The sequence below is a fragment of the Brevundimonas sp. DW-iso22 genome, assembly GCF_058725425.1.
Window position 1 is genome coordinate 242,329 of sequence record NZ_JBZXEB010000002.1, and the last position, 19,459, is coordinate 261,787.

The window sequence follows — 19,459 nt, forward strand, 5'->3', positions numbered from 1 at the left end:
AATACCATTCTTGCGGCCCTTGGCGAGAGCTTTTAGTATCAAATCGCAAGCTACGCCGAAAACGGTGAGCGTATCGGGAGACGACCATGGCCGATCATCAGTTCCCTGCCCTCGATTTCGACGGCCTGCGCCCGCCCAGCCCGTTCCTGACCGCCAGCCATGACGCCTGGCGCACGCATCTGCGGACCTTCATCGACACCCATGTCGCGCCGAACCTGGACGCCTGGGATGCGGCGTCCGATTTTCCTGACGCCCTCTACAAGACCGCAGCTCTGGAGGGCGTGTCGGGCATGGGCTTTCGTGAGGACCTCGGCGGGACAGGCGAGGACATCGACCTGTGGCACCGTATCATCTTCGCCGAAGAGTTCTTCCGCATGGGCTCGGGCGTCGTGTTCGCCGACCTGGCCACCCCGTGGATCGCCCTGCCCCCCATCATCAACGGCGGCACGCCCGAGATGCTGGACCGCGTGGCCCGCCCGGTGCTGGCCGGCGACAGGAAAATCGCCTTCGCCGTGACGGAGCCCGGCGGGGGATCGGACGTCTCCGGTTTCACCACAACGGCCGAGCGCCGGGGCGATGTCTTCGTGGTCAATGGCGGCAAGACCTTGATCTCGGGCGCGATGAAGGCCGATTTCCTGCTGACCGCGGTGCGGACCGGCGGGCCGGGCATGGGCGGGTTGTCGATGCTGCTGATCGAGACGGACAGGCCGGGCGTGTCGCGCGGCCCGGTCCCCGGTCTGGAATGGTACAATCGCAATAACGGCTGGCTGACGTTCGACAATGTCGAAGTGCCGGTCACCAATCTGGTCGGGGTCGAAAACCGGGGCTTTGCCGGCCTGGCCAGCCAGTTCAACATCGAGCGGTTCAGCGGCATCGCCGCCACCCTGGCCATGACCCGCACCTGCGTGGCCGAGGCCATCGCCTTTGCCCGCGAGCGCCAGACCTTCGGCAAGCGGCTGATCGATCACCAGGTTATGCGGCACAAGATGGTGGACATGATCCAGCGGCTGAAGGTGTCCTATGCCCTGCTGGACATTCTGGTCTGGCGGTTCGGGCGCGGCGAGACGCCGGTGGCTGACCTGGCGCTGCTCAAGGTGCAGGCGACCACGACCCTGGAGCATTGCGCCCGCGAAAGCCTGCAGGTTCTGGGCGGCCGGGCCTATACCGGCCACAGCCGCGTGGAGCGCATCTATCGCGAGGCCCGCATATTCGTGATCGGTGGGGGCTCTGAGGAAATCCTGCGAGACCTCGCGGCCAAGCAGATGGGTTTCTGAGAAAAAATGGCCCCGCCGTGTGAACGGCGGGGCCAGTCGGTTCAGGATAACGCAGACTTCGTCGAGGGGATCAGAAGTTGCGTCGCAGGGTGATCCCGTAAGTCGCGGGATCGCCTAGGAAGGCCGAGTAAGATCCCGCCTGGAAGGTGGCCGGGATCACGCGGCGATAGTATTCGGTGTCGAACAGGTTGCGGGCCCAGACATCCACCGACCAGTCTCCGGCCTCCTGCCGCAACGAGAAGCGGGCGTTGACCGTGGTGAAGGCGTCCTGCACGCGGTTGGGGTCGAACCCTCCGGTGAAGAACTCCGAGGAGTAGCGGGCATCGGCATAGGCCACGCCGACCAGACCATTGCCGATCGGGAACTCATAGGTGATGGACGAGACGTTCACCCAGGCCGGCGACTGTTCCATGTCACGCCCCGAATAGCCGAGATTGCCCGGCGAGGTCGGATAGAAGGCGTCCGTGTAGCTGAGGCCGTTGGTCAGGGTCAGGCCGTCCATGGGCAGCCAGGTGATCTCCAGCTCGGCCCCTTGCGTGACGGCTTCGTCAAGGCTGCGAACCACGAAGCTGACACCGGTGTATTCGATCAGCTGAAAGCCGCTGAACGTCTGGTGGAAGGCGGCGAAGTTGGCGCGCAGGGTACGGTCGAAGAACTCGCCCTTCAGGCCGATCTCATAGGCGTCGACCGTCTCTTCCACGAAGGCCAAATCGCGCGCGTTCGGCGTGGCCGGCGTGGTGAAGCCGGCGCGATCGAAGTTGTAGCCCCCCGACTTGTAGCCCCGCGAGTAGGACGCGTAGCTATTGAGCTCTGGCGTGAACTGATACGCGATGTTGAATGTGCCCGTCACGGCGCTTTCGGTGCGTTCATCGGAATCACCGGCCGGATTCAGTCGCGTATCCCAGAACGGAGCGCAGAAGCGTGTGATGCCGGGCGCGTCGCTGGTGGCCAGTGCACTGTCGCAGGCCGGGTTGAAGTTCTCGCCCCGGAAGTCGATTTCCTTCTTGTTTTCTGTGTAGCGCAGACCGCCGGTGATGCTGAGCTGGTCGGTCACCCGGAAGATATTATGGGTGAAAATCGACATGTCCTGGCCGGTCTGTTCGCCGATGCCGCGTGCGCCATCACCCGGCGTGAAGGCGGCCAGGGTCGAGGCCTGGAAAGTGGCTGCCCCGCCGTAGATCAGCGGATAGTCGGCCCCCATGCGGAAGGCTGAATCGTTCAACACTTCTTCATGCGAGTAGAAGGCTCCGACCAACCAATCGAGCCGATCATTGGTCCCTTGCAGGCGCACTTCCTGGGTGAAGACGTCGAAACCCTGATGCAACCCGTCGGGGGCAAAGAAGCCCAGGTCGGCACCCGAGTGGTCGAAGTCCTGTGACCGCGAGGCCTCCCAGCTACGATAGGCGGTGATGGATGTCAGGTTGGCGAAGCCGAGATCGAAATCGCCCTGAGCCGAAAAGCCGTAGTCGACGATGTTCTCGGAGTTGACGCGGCCCGGAGTCTTGGAGGCCTCGCGGTCGAACGGGTCGGTGCTGCTGTAGCCCACATTGCCACGCGCCGAGGACAGGCTGTTGACCAGGCCCAGCGTTGGCCCGGCAATGGCCAGGACGGCCACGCAGCAGTTCTCGTCCCGGTCGGTATAGTCGGCGCTGAACCGCCAGGTCATCGTGTCAGACGCTTCCCACAGCAGTTTGCCACGAACGAACTGGCGATCCAGATTGTCGAGCGTTTCGGTGCTGTTGGCATCTTCGTAAAAGCCGTCGCGGGTCTCGGTGCTGCCTTCCAGTCGCAGGGCGACCGTGTCCGACAGCGGAATATTGACCGACCCTGCCAGGCGGATGTCGTCATAGTTGCCGTAGGTGCCCTCGAACCGGCCGAACGTGTCGCTGGTCGTGGGCTGCTTTGTCAGCACATTGATGATGCCGGACGAGGTGTTGCGCCCGAACAACGTGCCTTGTGGACCGCGCAGAACCTCGATCCGTTCCAGATCGCCCAGTTCCGACAGAGCCACACCCGTGCGAGCGCGGATGACGCCGTCGATCACCACGCCGACCGACGATTCGAGGCCAGGGTTGGTCGAGGTCGTGCCGATGCCACGGATGCGGATGGAGGAGTCGGCCCCGCCGCCCGGCGTCTGGAACTGCACACTGGGGGCTAGGCCAGTCAGCTCGCGGATATCGGTGACGCCCGAGTTTTCAAGCTGTTGCCCGCCCACCGCCGTGACCGCGATCGGAACATCGATCAGGCGTTCCTGTCGCTGGTTGGCGGTGACGATGATGTCGTCAAGAGCAGTAGCCTCGGGCTCTTGAGCCGGAGCAGAAACGGCCTCTTGGGCGAAGGCAGGCGTAGCCCCCAACGCCGCGGCAACCAGCAAGACAGGTAAGCTGACGGAACCACTGATCTTCATGCCCAATCCTCCCATGAGCCCTCGTTTGCCGAGGTGCTTCTGGCGCCAGATGTAACTGGCAAACTGAGACTGTCAAATAACTTTTGTAATCAGACCGAGTTGATGATTGAGTGGTGTTCCAGCGACACGGCGGTAGAAGTATTGTCGATCCGATTTGCCAAACCGACCCGATACCCAGACCACAAGACCAGAAAACTGGCTTTTTATCAGAGAGTTGAGACATGCGAGCTTATTCAGATGATCACTGATCACGTCCCCGCGCAGGCGCGACGCCGCCGCTTCCAATGATTGCGCCAGACCTGTTTCGACGCCATCCAGCATCGACATAAAGTCACTTTCACCTTTAGATTGACTGAGCACAGTGGGCCGATGACCATCACGATCGAATCTCCCCCTCCAGTGTCCGATAGCCCGGCACCTGCCGCTCTGGCCTGGCCCCATCCCGCGTGGGGCTGGTTCGCGGTTGCGGCCTTGATGATCGCCTATACGTCCAGCTTCATCGATCGCCAGATCCTGAGCCTGCTGGTCGAACCGATCCGGGCGGACCTGACCATATCGGACACCCAGTTCAGCCTGCTGGCCGGGATCGCCTTTTCGCTGTTCTACACGGTGATGGGCATTCCGCTGGCCAAGCTGGCAGACCGGGGTAGTCGCCGCTGGATCATCCTGATCGGCATCGTGGTCTGGAGCGTGATGACCGTGGCCTGCGGCTTGGCCAACAGCTTCTGGGCTCTGTTCGCCGCGCGCATCGGGGTCGGCATAGGTGAAGCGGCGCTGTCGCCCGCCGCCTATTCGATGATCTCGGACTATTTCCCACCACGCCAGCGCGCCCGTGCCCTGGCCGTCTATTCCATGGGCCCCTACATCGGCGCGGGACTGGCCCTGATGATCGGCGGCGGTGTCATCGACCTGATCGCCAGATCGGGCTCCATGACCCTGCCGCTCGTCGGCATTCTGGCTCCGTGGCAGCAGACCTTCGTGCTGGTCGGTGCGCCCGGACTACTGATCGCAGCCCTGTTTCTGGTGGTGCGCGAGCCCGCCCGCAGGGGCGTCGTCGCCGCCGGTGTCGAGGCCGGTGTCGTGAAGTTCATGCTGACGCGCAAATCCACCTTCGTCCCCATGATCCTGGCGTTTTCGATCTTCGGCATGGCCGGCATCTCCTACCTGGCGTGGATCCCCGCTGTCCTGATCCGCCAGCATGGCTGGACCCCGGCCGAGGTCGGCTTTGCCTATGGAGCTATCCTGCTGTTCGCGGCCACGCCCGGGGTCCTGATCGGCGGTTGGCTGACGGACGCCATGTCCAACCGGGGGCGCAAGGATGCCCCTCTGTACGCCGCCATACTGGCCCTGGTCGCCAGCATTCCGTTTGCCATCGCCACACCACTGCTCGGTGACGTGCGCTGGGCCCTGGCCTCGCTGGCCGCCTTCAGCTTCTTTGCCGGAGTGATGAACAGCCTGCCCGCCACAGCCCTGCAATCGGTGGCCCCCAATCAGCTCCGAGCCCAGATTACGGCCATATACTTCCTGGTCGGCAATCTGATTTCCCTTGGGCTGGGTCCGACCGTAGTGGCGGCGATAAGCGACACACTGCTCGGAGGGCCACAGTCGATCGGGCTGGCGCTGGCCATCGTCAGCGGCGTCTGCATCAGCCTGGCCTCCTTCATGCTGATCCGCACCCTGCCCTCTTTCCGCGCCAGCGTGGACGAGGCCCGCGACTGGCAGGGATCGCACTGATGTCCCGCCTGGCCCTGCAATGGTTCGACCCGACGCCGCCGACGGCTGAGCAGTGCGTCATCCCGCGTCTGATCGACCGGCACGCCGCCAACACGCCTGACAAGGTGTTCGTCCGCTTCGAGACCGGCGAGACCTGGACCTGGGCCCAGACACGCAACAGGGCCAAGGCGACAGCAGCGGCGCTTCAGGCGCGCGGTGTGGCCAAGGGCGACATCGTCGCCGCCTGGGCCCCCAACTCGGCCGCTCTGATGCAAGCATGGTTCGGGGCCAACTACGCCGGTGCGGCGCTGGCCCCGATCAACACCAGCTTTCGCGGACGCTTGCTGGAGCACGCCATCGCCAAATGCCAGGCGCGGCTGCTGATCATCCATCCCGACCTGGTCGAGCGACTGGAAGGTTTGTCGTTGGGTCAGGTCGAGCGGCTGATCCTGACGGGCGACGCCGCTACCGCCGTCGATCTGACCATTCCCGTCGAACCGGTCTCAGCCTTGACCGGCGATGCCTCGGCCTTTGTTCAGGTGGACTCGCATCCGTGGGACACCCCGGTCATCATCTTTACCTCGGGAACCACGGGCCCCTCCAAGGCGGTCGTCACCTCCTACGTCCAGGAATGGACCACCGCACGGGTCACCTATGGCTATATGAACCAGGACGACCGCATGCTGGTGAACCTGCCGATGTTCCACGTCGGCGGTATCGCGGCCATCACCTCAGCGGTGGCCTGCGGGGGCTCGGTCGCCCTGTTCGAGGCGTTCGATACGCGCCGGTTCTGGGACATCGTGCGAGAGACGGAATCGACCGTGTGCAGCGGGCTGATCGGAGCCTTGACCACCTTCCTGATGAAGGAGCCGCCACGCCCCGACGATGCCGACAATCCGCTGCGCATGGTGACGTTGTCGCCGATCAACGAGGACACGGTCGCCCTGGCTGCCCGCTTCGGCTTCGACTACATCTCCGGCTTCAACATGACCGAGGTGTCGGGGCCGCTGATCTGTGCCGTCAACGAACAGGTCATGCGCAGTTGTGGTCGTGTCCGCGAGGGCATGGAATGCCGCATCGTCGATGCCCATGACAATGAGGTCCCGCAGGGCCAGCCCGGCGAGTTGATCATCCGGTCTGACAGTCCCTGGACGCTGTTCAGCGGCTATCTGGGTGATCCAGAAGCGACCGCTTCGGCCTGGCGTAACGGCTGGTTCCATACCGACGACCTGATGCGCCGCGACGAGGAGGGATGCTTCTTCTTCATCGACCGCAAGAAGGACGCGATCCGCCGACGCGGCGAAAACATGTCGTCTCTGGAAATCGAGATCGAGGTCAATGCCCACCCCACTGTACGTGAGGTGGCAGCCTATGGCATCGACCTGCCTGGCGGAGAGCAGGAGGTGATGGTGGCCGTCGCCCCCATGCCCGGCGCGACCCTGGACCCCCATGCGCTGATCGAATGGCTGATCCCGCGCATGACCCATTTCATGGTGCCGCGCTATGTGCGGATCGAGGCCGAACTGCCCAAGACACCCACGAACAAGATCATGAAAACCGGCCTGCGTGCCGAGGGCGTTACGCCTGCAACCTTTGATCGGGAGAGCGCGGGTCTGCAAGTGCGCCGACAGAAGCTGACAGTCGCTTGAACTTCTGGACCTTAGACCGCTAAGACAAGCCTATGTCTTCTCGCGGTGCGCCGAAATCCCGGCTGGTTCCAAAGAGTTCAGTGAACCGGGCGCTGAACGCGCTGGGCGATCGCTGGAGCCTGCTGGTCGTGCAGGAGGCCTTTCTGGGCGCCAGCCGCTTCGAAGAGTTCCACGCCCGCCTCGGCGGCGCGCGCAGCACCTTGTCCAGCCGCCTGCAGGGGCTGGAAAGGCACGGCATTCTGGAGAAGCGCCCACACCGTGAAGACGGTGCGCGCATGGGCTATCACCTGACGCCGCGCGGCCTGGGCCTGTTCGACAGCATGCTGCTGATGTGGGGCTGGGGGGTGCGCTGGGGCGTCGGTGGCGGTCGCGCACCGATCGTGTTTACCCACCAGACCTGCGGCAAGGCCATGTTGCCCGAACTGCGCTGTGGCGACTGCGGGGAGCCGCTGACCCTGCACAGTTGCACCTTCACACCCGGACCGGGGGAAGGCATGGAAAGCCTGCCAGTGCAGCGCATGCACCGCCGCCGCCAGCCCAGTGACGAGGCTCCCACCATCGAACTCGTCGATCTGTTAGGCGACCGCTGGACCGCCCTGGTGGTCAGCGTCCAGTATTTCGGCGTGCACCGGTTCGACGAGATGCAGAGCCTGCTGGGGATCGCCTCCAACATCCTGACAGACCGTCTGCGGACGCTGGAGCTGTCAGGCATTTTCGAGCGGCGGCTGTATGAGATTACCCCGCCCCGCTATGAGTACCGGCTGACCAAGAAGGGCATGGACCTTTATCCTCACGCCCTGTCGATGATGACCTGGGCGGACACCTGGCTGAAGGACAAGGCAGGGCCGCCGGTGCGGATCAAGCACAAGTGTGGCGCGGCTCTGAACCCGGTCGTCGCGTGCGGTGCCTGCCAGGGAAAGCTGAGCATGGCCGACGTCCTGATGAAGGCCGGCAAGGTTCGAGAAAAGGCCTGAAAGTGGGCAGGATCGTCGCTTGCATCCGCAGACCATTTTGACTTGCTTAAACAGACTTATCGTCCTAGCGTTTCGTCAGGGAACAACAGGAGAGACGACATGGGCGAGCACATGAAAGCCGTCGAGGCCATGATGGCGGCGTGGAAAAAGCGCGACGTCGAAGGGTTCATCGCCACCCTGGCCGATGACATAGAATACCACTGGCACCCCACAAAACGCCCCGCCGTCGGCAAGGACAAGATGCGCAAATTCCTGGCCAACTACGAACAGGGTTTCGATCAGCAGGAATGGAAGATTTTGCACTCGGCGGAGGCGGGCAATGTGCTCTTTGTCGAGGGCATGGAAGTCCTCGTCGACCGCTCGACCGGCACGCGCATGGACAACCCCTTCGTCCAGGTGTTCGAACTGCGGGACGGGTTGATCACCCGGATGCGCGACTACTACGATACCTCGATGGTTCACGCGCCTGTCAGGCCGGAGGCCAAGCCCGAGGCGGCCTCGGCATGACGCCGATCGAGCGCCTGAAGGCGCTGATGGAGGTCTCTAAGGCACGCGACAAGGCCGCCTTTCTGGACGCCTTCGCCGAGGACGTGGAGTACCACTACCATGTCGGGACCCGCCCTTTGATCGGACGGGACTGGGTCGACAGGTTCATCACGAAATACTGGGCCAATCACTCGGACACAGCCTGGGTCCTGACCCACTGGGCCCAGAATGACACCATGGTCCTGACCGAAGGCCGCGAGGACTATGTCAACGCCGACGGTGTCTCTGTCTCCCATCCCTACATGGGGATCATCGAGTTCAACGACGCCGGAAAGATCGTCGCCTGGCGCGACTATTTCCAGATGAAGGACCCGGCGGCGGCGTCGGGCAAGTAGGCTCAGGCGGCAGGTGCCATCCGCGCCTGCCGCAAGGCTCCGCGCCGGACCTTGCCCGCGTCGTCGCGCAGGCGTTCAGTCGTCACCTCGAATGTCCGCGGCCGTTTGTAGGGCGCGATCCGCACTGACAGGAAGGCATGCAAACCCTCTTCGTCCAAAGTACCGTCCGCCGTTTCAACGATCGCATGCACGCGCTGGCCCATGTCGACGTCAGGCAGGCCGATCACCACACTGCACTGCACACCCGGCCAGGCATCAATCGCCGCCTCGACCTCGGCGGGATAGACATTGGCACCGCCCGTCACGATCAGGTCCACCCGTCGGTCGGCCAGATACAGAAAGCCTTCCTCGTCCAGATAACCCATGTCGCCCAAGGTCTCGAACTCGCCCTTCGCCTTGGGCTCGGCCCCGATGTAGCGGTATGTCGCCCCCCTGCCCCGCTGCGGCAGGAAGTAGATCTCGCCCACCTGACCCGGCGCACACGGCTGGCCTGCCTCGTCCAGCACCTTCAACTCATAGCCGGGCAGCACGCGCCCCACCGAGCCGGGATGGGCCAGCCAGTCGGTGCCGCTGATCGACGTCCCGCCAAGCGCCTCGGTGCCGGTATAGAGCTCCCACACCGTCTCGGCCCCGACCCAATCGATCCAGTTCTTCTTCAGCCAAGACGGACAGGCGGCGGCGATATGGACGACGGCATCAAGTGAGCCGACGTCATACCGGCCCTTGATCTCGTCTGGCAGCGCCCAGATACGATGCATCATGGTGGGAACCTGAAACAGCCAGTTGACCTTGTGTCTGTCGATCAGACGCAGCGTTTCCTCGGCGTCGAAGCGGGGCATGATGATGACGTGCAGACCCCACCCCAGGGCGAAACAGGTCATTCCGAACGGGGCGGCATGGTACAGCGGGCCGGGATTCAACAGCACATCATCCGGCCGCATCCCCAGCAATGGCATATCGGGATCGGCCAGGGCCGGAGCCATGTCCACGATGACCTTGGGACGCCCTGTGCTGCCCCCGCTGGCGATGGCTTTCAGATGGGTGGAGGCGATCTCTGGCAGGGGGCCGCTGTCCTGGCGGGCATCATGGGTTTGCGACGGAGTCAGAACGGGCCAGGGACCGGCTCGACCGGTGTCATCGATCACGACCAGCGCCGGCTGGACCAGATCGAGGATGTCCGCCAGTTCGGCATTGGCCAGCCGATGCGACAGCGGCACAGGCGTCGCGCCCAGCCCCCAGATCGCATAGGCGACTTCCAGAAATGCGGGACCATTGGGCAGGGCGACAACCACGAAATCGTCGGCCTTGACCCCTGCCGCCGCCATCGTCCGGGCCCGCCGGTTGACCCGCGCGGCCAGTTCCCCCCGACTGATCGTCACGCCCTCGAACGTCAGAGCCGGACGGTCCGGATCACGCGCGGCCTGGATGTTCAGTAGCGCCCCCACGGCGCGGGGCGATGGCACCGCAACGCCGGGCGTGCTGAGCGTGCGAGGGTTGGCCGGACGTCGCATTAGCCGATCCTATTTCACGTCCGACGTAGCCTTTGGCGGCCAGGGGACCAGCGAACTGGTCCGGGCGATATAATCGGCATAGCCGGGGCGGTGATAGGTCAACCGCTTCTCATAGGACGGCCCTCCACTGTACTTCAGGAACAGGACCAGCAGAACCAGCCAGCCGACGATGCTGAACAGGCCAAGGGTCGTCTCCGCCGCGATCAGGAACAGGCCGAACCAGACGCACAGGTCGCCGAAATAGTTCGGGTGCCGGGTGTAGCGCCACAGGCCACTGGACAGCACCTTGTCCTGATTGGCCGGATCAGCCTTGAACCGCACCAGTTGCCAGTCGCCCAGGCTTTCGAACAGGATGCCGAACACCGCCAACCCCGCCCCGATCCAGCCCACGATGCCTATGCTCGTCGGCTGGTCCGATATCTGGCCCAGTTGTACCGGCAAGCTGACGACCCACATCAGCGGGGCCTGAAGCGCAAAGACGTTCGTCCAGGCCGCCTTGGGAAAGCTCGCGCCCTTTTCCTGCGCCCGCGCCAGCATCTTCACATAGCGACGGTCCGGTCCGTGCGAGCGCCAGCGCCACAGGATGTAGAGCCCAAGACGCAGGCCCCAGACCACCGCCACGACCAGCATCAGTTGCTGACGCGCCTCTGCCCCGTCAGCCAGGAAAAAGGTCGTCACCGCCATAAGAGCAAGCCCGATGGCCCAGAATGCATCGACGAAGGTCACGTCCCTGATCGCGCAGGCGACACCCCACAGGGCGATGAAACAGACGACGCAGATCGCGAAGTTCGCCCCCAGAACGATGGCGATATCCTGTAGTTCAGGCATGGTCTTGTCTCCCCCGAGTGATGATGTGCGGTCTTACCGACCGGTGGATATGTCCTTGGCTTTCAGCATCCTGGCCATCTGACGCTCCAGCCCCTTGGGATCGCGGGCCATGGCGGCGCGGCTCTCGATAGCGAAGCGGTCGGTGTCGATCTCGTCAGTGCCGCGCGTGATGCCCCTCAGTGAGGCGCGGGCAATGTCTTCCGGTGCCTCCTTGGCCCCCTTCACATGCGAGGCCATGCGCGTATCGACCGAGCCGACGATCAGCGAGGTCACGGTCGTGCCCTGGTCGGCCAGTTCGGCGCGAATGCAGCTGCCCGCCGCCCGCATGGCGAACTTTGACGGGCTGTAGCCGCCCATGTTCGGGGCCGCGAGAATGCCACCCACCGACAAGACGTTCAGGATTGCGCCCCCGCCGTTCGCCCTGAGCGCGGGTGCAAAGGCCCGCGCCATGCCGACCGGACCGAAATAGTTGACCTCCATTTCCTCGCGCGCGCCGCTCATGTCCTCGGCACCGATCAGCAGGCGGTTGGTGAAGGCCCCGGCATTGTTGACCACGACCGAGACATCCGGACAGGCGGCGGCGGCGGCGGCTATCTGATCAGGCTTGGAGACGTCGAGCGCCACGGCCACGACCTTGCCGGGATAGGCCTCTTCGAGATGGCGCGCCGAGGCGGGATCGCGGGCCCCGGCATAAACCTTGGCCGCCCCTTCCTCGATCAATACCCTGACGAAGGCTTCACCGATGCCGCGATTGGCTCCGGTGACGATGGCGATACAGCCCTGAACCTCCATGATCGTCGCCTCAGGCTGCGGTGTAGATGATGTCTTCGGGCTTCTTGGCACCCCGGCGCAGCAGGCTGGCATCGTTGGTGATCGCCCCGCGCGCCCAGGTCTCGGACAGTTCGTGCTCTTCGTTCCATTCCCAGCACATGGTCCGGCGAAGGATGCGCCATTCGCTGCCGCGCTTCTCCATCTGGTCGACGCAGCGCGCCAGGGTGCGAGTATCGAAAAGCTCGCCCTTCACCTTCAGGCGTGAGGCGGTCAGAATGTAGCATTCTGCCGTCGCCGTCGTGGCGCTCTTCAGCTCGACGACCAGATTCATGGCCAGATGGTTCATCAACCCGGCCTTGGGCAGACGCTCCTTGATCACCGCGATCCATTCCGACGCAGGGCCGTCGAAAGTACCCCCGTGGTCCTCCCAACCGTCAGGCCAGTAGGCTTGCTCGACCAGTTCCGGATCGGCCCGGTCGCAGCCGCGCAGGAACAAGAGCAGCGTCTCCTCGATCGCCTTCTTGTCGAGCAGCGCCTGAAGTTCCGGATCGCGATCGGCCATGGTCGTTTCCTCTTCCCACGTTTTTAGTCTTTGAATGAAAGTGACATGGCTTGCGTTAGCGGGCAAGCCGGATCGGCTCACAAACGCATCAATCCTGGCGGTCCCGCCACCACCTTGGGGATGGCGTCCAGAACCATGGCCGCGACCGCGAACTGTTCCGGCTTGGTACGCACACCGTCCGGGGCCGTGTCGACAAGGTCCATGGCGATCCGGACACCCGGCAGGCCATCGATCTCGATTTCCCAGTGCGGCTTGCCCACGAATGCCGGGTCGCTCGGGTCCATGATCCAGCTTACTGAATGGGTAATCCGGCGCTGACCTCGGCTCAGTCCATGAACGCGCCAGGTTGTGGCCGACACCGTGCCCTGCGGGATCAGTCCTGCCGCGACTTGAAGGTCACGCGACGCGAGGCCAATCTCGTGATCCGGCTCGAACCCGTCCAGGGACACATCCAGCCGCGCCGCCAATCCCGCCACGCTTTGCGAAAACATGGCCGTAAAGGTCTGCGCCAGATCGCCATTCTTCAGATCAACGCCATCGGGTGTCGCCCCGAACCCCAGCGAGCCGAACACATAGTCCGGACTGGGCACACCCGAGCAGTCAATGATCTCGCGCGTCGCGACATTGCGATGCGACAGGCACACCGCCGCCGCATGGGCCGCCATCCGCTCGGCCACCCAGCCCGGATTGACCCCCGTCCCCGCAAGGGTCGCCCCGCCCTTCAGCGCGCTGGCTTCCAGCGCTGTCGCATAGTCCGCGCCCAGCGCCACCGGTTCGAAATAGTGATTGATGGAAATGACGTTCTTGCCCGACTCCAGCAGCCGTCGAACATCCGCGTCATGGCCCGTGTACGGGGCCGACAGGCGCGGGCAGTGCAGGACAACATCGGCGTCCAGGGCCAGGATGTCATCGATCGACCGGGTGGCGATCACGCCCGTAGCTTCGCGCCGGGCAATGTCGCCTGCATCGCGTCCCACCTTGTCTTCGCCATAGACGAACAGGCCGACCAGCCGGAACCGCGCATCGTCCAGTACGGCCCGAAGACAGGCCTTGCCCATAGAGCCTGTAGCCCACTGGATCACGCGGATCGGTTCATGCATCGGGCACCTGACGTCACTTGCTTTCCAGAACTGATAACCACTCAGTCCAGAATAACAAGTCGCTTGCCAAGCCGTCAGGCCTGATTAGTATCTTAATGAAAGCGACAGCGAGGAAACGCTCTCGCAAGGATCGGAGCGACACTCATGGCCGAACTGCCCGCCCTTCAGGCCCTGATGAAATCGGTCAATTTCTACGGCCGGTTTGCCCCGTCGTTCACCCGCGTCGGCTACATCGCGCGCGGCCTGCCATTCCGTCCGGTGCGCGCCGACTACGGCGGCCAGACCTGGCTGATCACGGGTGCGACGGGTGGCCTGGGCAAGGCCGCCACGCTGAAGGCCGTGGCCAAGGGCGCAACCGTTCATGCCGTCGGCCGTAATCTGAAGGCCCTGGATGCGCTCGTCGCCGAAACGGCAGCGATGCCGGGTACCGTTCTGCCTGTCGTTTGCGACCTGTCATCGATGGCGGCGGTTTCGGCCCTGACCCGACGGCCGGAGATTGGTGCCGTCCAGTACGACGTTCTGGTCAACAATGTCGGCCTGCTGATGCGCGAGTTCGAGGCGACAGCAGAAGGCTTCGAGACCTCTTATGCGACCAATCTTCTGGGCCACTACATCCTGACCGAACAGCTTCAGGCGCAGGGCGGACTGAAACCCGGAGCGGCCGTCATCAATGTGGTCTCGGGCGGCCTTTATAATGTGCCGTTGAACAAATCGATGCTGAATATTCCGCAGGAAAAGTTCAACGGCTTCGCAGCCTATGCCTCGCACAAGCGAGCCCAGATGGCCTTGGCTGAGCACTGGCGCGAGGCCTTTGCGCACAAGGGCATCAAGACCTATGCCGTCCATCCGGGCTGGGCGGATACGGCAGGGGTCAAGACGTCCCTGCCCAAGTTCCGCAAGGTTCTGGCCCCCATCCTGCGCAACGACGCCGAAGGTGCCGACACCATCGACTGGCTGGCCGCGACCCGTCCAGACGAAGTGGTCGACCAGATCTGGTTCGACCGCAGGCCGCGCACGGCCCACGCCTATGCCAAGACACGCGACACCCGCACGACCGTTGCTGACATTGTCGCCTATCTGGAACGCGATCGCGCCAAGGTGCTGGGCTGACGTTTATCGACGAGGAGCGCGTGTGTAGCGCGTGGCGACATAGGCAACACCCTGGCCATATTCGATCTCGGACCAGCCATTTTCGGTGACGCCGATTTCGCGGACCTGATCGCCAGTGTTGACGACGTCCAGCGGCTCACCTGCCGGATCGGCCCGCACACGCACGTCCTCTGTCGTGATCGTCCGCGTCCGGTCGGTCAGAACGATGGTTGGGCGTCGGCGATCGGACAGGGCCTCTTGCCGCACATAACCGCCATCCAGACGTCCGCCCTGTACCTGCAACCATTCCTGAGGTTGGCCTGTACGCGGCCACAGGACTGTAATGGTATCCCCCCGGTTCAGCATGGCACGTGGCGCACCGTCAGGGCCGTCCGTCACGACCGTCTGCGTCTCGGCATACCGCACCTCGGCGCGGCGTGTTGCGTCTCCGGCGCAGCGAGAGAGCAACAGGCCCGCTCCAGCCAGCACGACGATCAGGACAAGACACCCCAAACCGGCATTGTTTTTCTTCTTCGGTGGCGGCAGCGGGCGCTGCCCGGCACGCCAGGCCTCGGCGTCCGCCGCTGTCGCTGTACGCGGAATGGTCGGCGGCTCGGGCACAGGCCAGCGCTGGGGACGGGGCTGCTGCCATACAGGCAACTCTGGCACCGGGTTCGGCGTCAGGTCTGGAGCCGAAGCGGACGAGGCTACCGTCGGGGCTGGCACCTCAAAAGCCGGTGTAATCACCGGCGACTGGCCAGGGGTGCTGTCGTCTACAACAGGGGGATGTTCAGACGCCTCTTCCGCCTGAAACATTGATTTCAGCCCTTCATAGCCTGAGGCCGGGCCGCTGTAGACCTGGCCCCCGTCCTCGGCCACGACGATGCGCGTCATTGGCGTCAGGTCGCCATGCTTCACCGCCGCTCGCCACTGGTTGGGATCGCCCAGTCGAACCGTCTGGCCTTCGATCACGAAGGCGATGGAAATCGGCGAACCGGACAAGAAGACCCCCGTGAAGCAGCATGGACAGTCGCGCGAAGAGCGTAGTAAACCAAGCCCTTAATCCGCAACCGAGCGTATGGGGAGTTCGTTGCCCGTCAGCAAACTCTTTGCCTGCGCCGCCCTCGCGACCGCCGTCCTGCTGGCCGCGTGTGGCGACCGTGCAATGGGGGCCTTGTGCGCGCCGGACGGTGCCGCGTCTGCCCTTCGTCCCGCCGCCGATGTCGCCAAGGGGCCGATGCGGGTCTTCTGGGACGGGTCCGAAAGCATCGCCGGCTATGTCGATGGCGCGACCGACTCTGTGCGTCCGCTCGGGGATCTGCAGCCACTGCTGGCCAGTCACGCCCGCGGGGCCGGGGTTCAGTCGCAATGGCTGCGTTTCGGCGAACGGATCACGCCCCTGCCCTCCGGCTCCGGCCTAGCCTCCACCGGCTTCTATCGCTGCGGACAGCAGGCGAACTGCGACAATCAGGAAAGCCGGATCGACAGCGTCCTGACCCGTATCGCAGACCGCACGGGGCCCGGGCTGGACGTCGTCGTCACCGACCTGTGGCTGTCCAACACGGCGTTCCAGGGCAGCGCCGAGATCGCCCTGGGCCAGCCGATCCGCGCCCTGCTGGCCAAGGGAAAGTCGATCGGCGTGATCGGCCTGCGCGCGCCCTATGCCGGTCCCGTCTATGACGTGCCGGGCGTCGGCACGCATGCCGGGGCGCACGAACGGCCGCTGTTCATCCTTCTGGTCGGCAGCCGGACCGAGGTACTGGCCGCCTATCGCACCCTGTCCCGTTCCGGCAGCCCGGCCCTGAGCGGCGACCGCAGCAAGTTTGCCCTGTTCACGCCGGAACCCGCCACCGCCTGGCTCGGGGCCAGCGCCCCGGTCCAGACCACCGGCGACATCGCAGCCCAGCGCCTGATCGACGGCGATCAGTCCGAGGCCCTGCCCCAGGTCGGCGTCAGCCTGGACCAACTGCGCACCGGCCAGGCCAGCCTGCGCATCCCCGTTGTCGCCGATGCCCGCATCCTGCCGGGGGCCGTCTGGCGCGGGAAGCTGGGCGGCCAGACCCAGGTCTGGCGACGTGCGGGCGGTTGCGGTGCGGGAGCCTGGGAAAGCCAACCGGCCCTGTCCGGGGCCTGGCGTCCGGATGGACCGGACGGCGCGACCTTCACACTTGACGCCCGTTCCACCGCCGCCCTGGTCGCGGGCAGCGACTATCTGATCCAGGGTCAGCTGACGACGAACAACTTCACCGCCGCTCCGCCCGAGACCAAGTGGATGCGCGACTGGAGCGTCTCGCCCGACCGCGCCCGCGCCGTCTCGGCGGCCTCGCCCGCCTTCTTCCCCACGCTCAATCTTGCCGCTTTCGCCGAGCAGCTTGAGGCGGGCTTGCGCGAAACCACCCCGCCGCAGGGCTTGCCACTGGCCAGTCTGGCGGTTCTGGTGAGGGTTGAGCCCTGACACTTTCGATGCCTGCCCTTTTCTGGAGTTCTCGATGACCCGCAACTGGCTTCAGGCCCTCGCCGTCGTGCTGGTCACAGGCGTCATCGTTTTCGCCCTCGGCTGGGGTCTGCTGACCTGGCAAACGGCCAGCACACGCTTTCTCGAACCCGCCCCGATGACCACCAGCGCACCAGCGACGGTCGATCAGGGCAATGCGCTGGACGCCGCCCTTGATGGCGCGCTGGACGGTGGCGGCACCGTCACCACCAATGCCCTGGGCAACCAGATGGAAACCCAGCGCAAGCGTGCGGCCGACGGTCTCGTTGATGGCTTTATGAAGCTGATGATCATCACCACCGCCGTGGCCCTGGGCTGGACCTTGCTGGCCTGGAGCCAGGTATCGAAAGTGGGCCGTCCCGAGACCCAGCGCACGGCCCAGGGCGTCTGGCTGGTCGGCTATCTGGTCGTCACGGTCGCTGCGGCCATCCTGCTGTGGCTGACCTTCAACCGTCAGGGACCGGCGGTAGAGGCCACGGCCACGGCGACCGGCGGCTTCATCGCGGGGGGAATTATCCTGACCTGGCTCAGCTACTATGTCTCGACCGCCCTGGCCGCACCCGCCGTGCTGCGCGCCTCGGTGCCGATGGCCACTGTCCTCATTCCGATCGGCAGGAGCCGCTGATGGCCGTCAACATCCTGATCGGGGTCGGGGGCACCGGGGCCAAGGTCGTCGAATCGACCCTGCACGCCGCCGTCGCCGGTCTGGCGGGCGACAATCTGACCGTCGGCCTGGTCGATCAGGATGGCTCCAACGGCAATGTCGGGCGCACGGCCCAACTGCTAGCCACCATCGTCAGCGCTCGCGCTCTTTGGCGGAGTACCGGCGGCGCGCATGTGCTGGGCGGCAGTCCCCTGTTCGCCACCGACATCCAGTCCCTCTCGCCCGCCGAGGAAGTCTGGATCCCGCATCCGGACAAGGCCGCGTCGCTGGCCCGCATCTTCGACCGCGAATCCATGCCGACCGGCGAGCGCCAACTGTTCGACGGCCTGTTCGCGCAAGGCACCAGCGCCGCCGACACCGAACAGGACCTGCCGCTGGACGAGGGCTATCGCGGCCGTCCGCACATCGGGGCCGCGGTCATGGCCTCGCGCATCGAGGACGATATCGAATTCTGGGACAAGCTGACCACAGCTCTGGATGCCGCACGCGGTGCGACGGAGGTGCGCGTCCTGCTGGTCGGCTCGGTTTTCGGTGGCACGGGTGCAGCGGGCTTCCCGACCCTGGCCCGGTTGATCCGGCGTCGCCTGCCGCAGGGCGCGTCCAATGTTCACATCGGCGGCGTGCTGATGCTGCCCTATTTCGACTTCGACCCGCCGGGCCGCGACGGCGACGCCTCACGCGACAATGTCGCCCTGTCGGAGGAACTGGTCCTCCAGTCCAAGAGCGCCCTGAAACACTATTCCGACCTGCTGCGGGACGAGCCGATCTTCGACCAGCTGTATCTGGTCGGCTGGGACCGTCCGTTCGCTCTGGGCTATCACAGCCGCGGGGCCAATGGTCAGGCCAATCCGCCGCTGGCTCCGGAGCTGTTCGGGGCCCTGGCCGCCTGCCGCTTCTTCAATGCGGACCTGAAGGGTGTGTCCGGTCAGGTGCTGGCCAGCGCCCGCACCGCCGCCGACGCCCTGACCTGGTCCGACCTGCCTTCGCCCGACAATGACCCGGACGCGCCCTATCACAAGCTGGGGCAGTTGCTGCGTTTTGCCGTGGCCTGGAAGCACTGGGGCCCGCTGGTCAGCCGACCTCGCTCGGGCCTGTTCAAGGCGTTCCGTACCGATCCTTGGTATCGCCGCCAGCGCATCGACACGATCAAGTTCGACGCTACCCCTGCCGAGGCTGAGGTCGCCGCGCTGGACGCCTATTGCCGCTGGGTGCTGGGCTGGGCCGGGGGGATAGAGCTGCACGCCCGCCGTGCGCGCATCAACTTCGGCCTGTGGAACACCGACGCCTTCATCCGCCCAGGCGAGCGTCCGAACCTGCCGGTCCAGGTGCCCCGCGCCTTCGAGGGGGCCGACTACGATGACGCCTATGGCAGCATCGTCATGCCGGGCGAGACGGGCGAGGCCCCGCCGACCGCCGCCGATTTGATGGGCCGCCTGACGAACGAGACGGCTCCGGAGGTCAACCAGCGTGGCCTGGGCTGGTTCGTGTCGGCCCTGCACGCCTTTGCCGACGTTCAACCGCCCGCCGCGACGAGGACCTGAG

The 19,459-nt window shown here is 64.8% G+C and carries 18 protein-coding genes; 10 read left to right on the forward strand and 8 right to left on the reverse strand.

Features of this window, described 5'->3' with window-relative positions; all coding sequences use genetic code 11:
• Nucleotides 1–86 precede the first annotated feature (86 nt).
• A complete protein-coding gene (locus tag AC4PRM_RS01095) occupies nt 87–1,274 on the forward strand; it encodes an acyl-CoA dehydrogenase family protein (RefSeq protein WP_492038485.1) in 1,188 nt (395 codons plus the stop codon).
• Between the two features lie 70 nt (nt 1,275–1,344).
• On the opposite strand, the gene AC4PRM_RS01100 is transcribed toward AC4PRM_RS01095, so the two are convergent.
• Together AC4PRM_RS01100 and AC4PRM_RS01105 are read right to left on the reverse strand one after the other, a co-directional pair.
• Nucleotides 1,345–3,681, reverse strand: coding sequence for a TonB-dependent receptor (locus AC4PRM_RS01100; RefSeq protein ID WP_492038486.1), 2,337 nt, complete (start codon nt 3,679–3,681; stop codon nt 1,345–1,347).
• Nucleotides 3,682–3,753: 72 nt separating this feature from the next.
• Nucleotides 3,754–4,008 (reverse strand): hypothetical protein, encoded by a 255-nt coding sequence (locus AC4PRM_RS01105; RefSeq protein ID WP_492038487.1) that lies wholly within the window; start codon nt 4,006–4,008, stop codon nt 3,754–3,756.
• Between the two features lie 42 nt (nt 4,009–4,050).
• On the opposite strand from AC4PRM_RS01105, the gene AC4PRM_RS01110 reads away from it, so the two are divergent.
• From AC4PRM_RS01110 to AC4PRM_RS01130, 5 genes are all read left to right on the forward strand, one after another.
• On the forward strand, nt 4,051–5,415 hold the full coding sequence (locus tag AC4PRM_RS01110) for a spinster family MFS transporter (protein WP_492038488.1): 1,365 nt from the start codon (nt 4,051–4,053) through the stop codon (nt 5,413–5,415).
• On the forward strand, nt 5,415–7,043 hold the full coding sequence (locus AC4PRM_RS01115; RefSeq protein ID WP_492038489.1) for an AMP-binding protein: 1,629 nt from the start codon (nt 5,415–5,417) through the stop codon (nt 7,041–7,043). The genes AC4PRM_RS01110 and AC4PRM_RS01115 overlap by 1 nt, the downstream gene beginning before the upstream one ends.
• 80 nt (nt 7,044–7,123) lie before the next feature.
• Nucleotides 7,124–8,017 (forward strand): winged helix-turn-helix transcriptional regulator, encoded by an 894-nt coding sequence (locus tag AC4PRM_RS01120; protein WP_492038490.1) that lies wholly within the window; start codon nt 7,124–7,126, stop codon nt 8,015–8,017.
• Between the two features lie 99 nt (nt 8,018–8,116).
• Nucleotides 8,117–8,524, forward strand: coding sequence for a nuclear transport factor 2 family protein (locus AC4PRM_RS01125; RefSeq protein WP_492038491.1), 408 nt, complete (start codon nt 8,117–8,119; stop codon nt 8,522–8,524).
• A complete protein-coding gene (locus tag AC4PRM_RS01130) occupies nt 8,521–8,898 on the forward strand; it encodes a nuclear transport factor 2 family protein (RefSeq protein WP_492038492.1) in 378 nt (125 codons plus the stop codon). The genes AC4PRM_RS01125 and AC4PRM_RS01130 overlap by 4 nt, the downstream gene beginning before the upstream one ends.
• A 2-nt stretch (nt 8,899–8,900) precedes the next feature.
• Here AC4PRM_RS01130 and AC4PRM_RS01135 read toward each other — a convergent pair whose 3' ends face one another.
• The 5 genes from AC4PRM_RS01135 to AC4PRM_RS01155 form a co-directional block, all read right to left on the reverse strand.
• Nucleotides 8,901–10,409, reverse strand: coding sequence for an AMP-binding protein (locus AC4PRM_RS01135; protein WP_492038493.1), 1,509 nt, complete (start codon nt 10,407–10,409; stop codon nt 8,901–8,903).
• Nucleotides 10,410–10,418: 9 nt separating this feature from the next.
• The gene (locus AC4PRM_RS01140; protein WP_492038494.1) at nt 10,419–11,237 is read right to left on the reverse strand and encodes a DUF1295 domain-containing protein; all 819 of its coding nucleotides are present in this window, start codon (nt 11,235–11,237) and stop codon (nt 10,419–10,421) included.
• A gap of 33 nt (nt 11,238–11,270) precedes the next feature.
• Entirely contained in the window at nt 11,271–12,029 is a 759-nt protein-coding gene (locus tag AC4PRM_RS01145; protein ID WP_373255696.1) for an SDR family oxidoreductase, read from the reverse strand.
• Nucleotides 12,030–12,039: 10 nt separating this feature from the next.
• Complete coding sequence (locus AC4PRM_RS01150) at nt 12,040–12,570, reverse strand: nuclear transport factor 2 family protein (protein ID WP_487923181.1); 531 nt, start codon at nt 12,568–12,570, stop codon at nt 12,040–12,042.
• Nucleotides 12,571–12,647: 77 nt separating this feature from the next.
• Nucleotides 12,648–13,670: an NAD(P)H-dependent amine dehydrogenase family protein gene (locus AC4PRM_RS01155; RefSeq protein WP_492038495.1), complete on the reverse strand. Its 1,023-nt coding sequence runs from the start codon at nt 13,668–13,670 to the stop codon at nt 12,648–12,650.
• A 144-nt stretch (nt 13,671–13,814) separates the two neighbouring features.
• Here AC4PRM_RS01155 and AC4PRM_RS01160 point away from each other — a divergent pair, with 144 nt between their 5' ends.
• A complete protein-coding gene (locus AC4PRM_RS01160) occupies nt 13,815–14,780 on the forward strand; it encodes an SDR family NAD(P)-dependent oxidoreductase (protein WP_492038496.1) in 966 nt (321 codons plus the stop codon).
• A 3-nt stretch (nt 14,781–14,783) separates the two neighbouring features.
• Here AC4PRM_RS01160 and AC4PRM_RS01165 read toward each other — a convergent pair whose 3' ends face one another.
• On the reverse strand, nt 14,784–15,761 hold the full coding sequence (locus AC4PRM_RS01165; RefSeq protein ID WP_492038497.1) for an SH3 domain-containing protein: 978 nt from the start codon (nt 15,759–15,761) through the stop codon (nt 14,784–14,786).
• 88 nt (nt 15,762–15,849) lie between these two features.
• On the opposite strand from AC4PRM_RS01165, the gene AC4PRM_RS01170 reads away from it, so the two are divergent.
• The 3 genes from AC4PRM_RS01170 to AC4PRM_RS01180 are packed head-to-tail and all read left to right on the forward strand — an operon-like array spanning nt 15,850 to nt 19,458.
• Entirely contained in the window at nt 15,850–17,214 is a 1,365-nt protein-coding gene (locus tag AC4PRM_RS01170; RefSeq protein WP_492038498.1) for a hypothetical protein, read from the forward strand.
• Between the two features lie 34 nt (nt 17,215–17,248).
• The gene (locus tag AC4PRM_RS01175; protein WP_492038499.1) at nt 17,249–17,878 is read left to right on the forward strand and encodes a hypothetical protein; all 630 of its coding nucleotides are present in this window, start codon (nt 17,249–17,251) and stop codon (nt 17,876–17,878) included.
• Nucleotides 17,878–19,458, forward strand: a complete 1,581-nt coding sequence (locus AC4PRM_RS01180; protein WP_492038500.1) for a tubulin-like doman-containing protein — start codon at nt 17,878–17,880, stop codon at nt 19,456–19,458. Before AC4PRM_RS01175 ends, AC4PRM_RS01180 begins: the two co-directional genes overlap by 1 nt.
• Nucleotide 19,459 lies beyond the last annotated feature (1 nt).

Coding starts and splice junctions, on each gene's coding strand:
- AC4PRM_RS01110 (WP_492038488.1), top strand. CDS start 4,051: ATGACCATCACGATCGAATCTCCCCCTCCAGTGTCCGATAGCCCGGCA.
- AC4PRM_RS01175 (WP_492038499.1), top strand. CDS start 17,249: ATGACCCGCAACTGGCTTCAGGCCCTCGCCGTCGTGCTGGTCACAGGC.
- AC4PRM_RS01145 (WP_373255696.1), bottom strand. CDS start 12,029: ATGGAGGTTCAGGGCTGTATCGCCATCGTCACCGGAGCCAATCGCGGC.
- AC4PRM_RS01135 (WP_492038493.1), bottom strand. CDS start 10,409: ATGCGACGTCCGGCCAACCCTCGCACGCTCAGCACGCCCGGCGTTGCG.
- AC4PRM_RS01150 (WP_487923181.1), bottom strand. CDS start 12,570: ATGGCCGATCGCGATCCGGAACTTCAGGCGCTGCTCGACAAGAAGGCG.
- AC4PRM_RS01125 (WP_492038491.1), top strand. CDS start 8,117: ATGGGCGAGCACATGAAAGCCGTCGAGGCCATGATGGCGGCGTGGAAA.
- AC4PRM_RS01105 (WP_492038487.1), bottom strand. CDS start 4,008: ATGTCGATGCTGGATGGCGTCGAAACAGGTCTGGCGCAATCATTGGAA.
- AC4PRM_RS01115 (WP_492038489.1), top strand. CDS start 5,415: ATGTCCCGCCTGGCCCTGCAATGGTTCGACCCGACGCCGCCGACGGCT.
- AC4PRM_RS01180 (WP_492038500.1), top strand. CDS start 17,878: ATGGCCGTCAACATCCTGATCGGGGTCGGGGGCACCGGGGCCAAGGTC.
- AC4PRM_RS01095 (WP_492038485.1), top strand. CDS start 87: ATGGCCGATCATCAGTTCCCTGCCCTCGATTTCGACGGCCTGCGCCCG.
- AC4PRM_RS01160 (WP_492038496.1), top strand. CDS start 13,815: ATGGCCGAACTGCCCGCCCTTCAGGCCCTGATGAAATCGGTCAATTTC.
- AC4PRM_RS01155 (WP_492038495.1), bottom strand. CDS start 13,670: ATGCATGAACCGATCCGCGTGATCCAGTGGGCTACAGGCTCTATGGGC.
- AC4PRM_RS01130 (WP_492038492.1), top strand. CDS start 8,521: ATGACGCCGATCGAGCGCCTGAAGGCGCTGATGGAGGTCTCTAAGGCA.
- AC4PRM_RS01140 (WP_492038494.1), bottom strand. CDS start 11,237: ATGCCTGAACTACAGGATATCGCCATCGTTCTGGGGGCGAACTTCGCG.
- AC4PRM_RS01100 (WP_492038486.1), bottom strand. CDS start 3,681: ATGAAGATCAGTGGTTCCGTCAGCTTACCTGTCTTGCTGGTTGCCGCG.